A 1135-nucleotide genomic window follows, 5' to 3' on the forward strand; every position below is an offset into this window, starting at 1 on the left:
TTACCGCAACCGAATGATCTAAAACGTCTCAATGAAATGGATGTCATCGTGGTGAATGGTATTGGCCATGATGATTTTGCGTTGAAGGTGATCAACGCGTCGCAACGTGATGATCTCGTTGTCATTGAAGCCAACAAAGAAGTTCCGCTATTACCAGCAGTGGGACAATCAGTCGGGCAAGGCGCGGTGAATCCACATACGTTCGTTGGGCTCTCAACAACGATTCAAAAGGTTTATACCATCGCGAGCGAGTTGAGCAAACTCGACCCTGAAAATGCCGATTTCTACCGTAAAAACGCGCGTCAATACGCCAAAACTTTTCGCATGATGAAACGTGATGCCATGTTGTCGTTGGGCGAATTGGACACGGCGGGTATGAAGGTTGCGACAACGCACAACGCATACGGCTACATTCTGCAAGAGTTTGGTGTGGATGTTGCTGCAGTGATTGAGCCAGCTCATGGCGTGGAGCCGAGCGCGAGCCAACTGCAAGAGACGATCGAGAAGATCAAACGATCTGGCATTGATGTGTTGTTTTACGAGCTGAATATGCCAAATCGCTTTGTTGATACCATCGAAGAAGCGACAGGAGTTAAGCTCTACCGTTTTTCTCACATGACGCATGGGGAATACGAAGCGAACAAAGTGGAAGTTGAGATGCGCGAAAATGTTGAGACCTTAATTGAAGCGATGAAGTTCGTGGCAAGCAAACACGCACAGGAGAAAGCGTAATGCTTGGTCCTTCTATCTCGATAGATAATTTAAGTCTCCAATACGGTGACAACGTGATATTGCAAAATGTCACGACAACCTTCGAGCCGGGCAAGTGTCATGTGATCATGGGTCCAAATGGTGGAGGAAAAACCTCGTTGTTGCGCTCCGTACTTGGACTTACGCCTTTTACTGGCGACATTTCCGTTCATTGGCCGAGTAAGACTCACAATAAGCTTGGCGGAAACGTTGGTTATGTTCCTCAAAAAGCGATGTTTGAAGCCAGCTTACCGCTAACGGTGATGGATTTTGTGTTGCTGAACCAAACACGAATCCCACTATTCTGGCGCCGTAAAACCAAACAAACACAACGTGCGTTGGCGCAATTAGATCGCGTCGGCATGGCCGCTCGCTCAGATCGTCG

Annotated in this window: 2 protein-coding genes; both read left to right on the top strand. The window is 47.9% G+C overall.

Translation table 11 applies throughout. From position 1 onward, the window contains the following. A partial coding sequence (locus tag R8N46_RS25180; RefSeq protein ID WP_318189771.1) for a metal ABC transporter solute-binding protein, Zn/Mn family occupies positions 1–732 on the top strand: 732 nt, incomplete at its 5' end. Next, the coding region (locus R8N46_RS25185) for an ATP-binding cassette domain-containing protein (protein WP_318189772.1) at positions 732–1135 on the top strand (404 nt) is incomplete at its 3' end. The genes R8N46_RS25180 and R8N46_RS25185, both read left to right, overlap by 1 nt.

The organism is Vibrio sp. 1874 (assembly GCF_033344395.1).
Taxonomy (GTDB): Bacteria; Pseudomonadota; Gammaproteobacteria; order Enterobacterales; family Vibrionaceae; genus Vibrio; species Vibrio alginolyticus.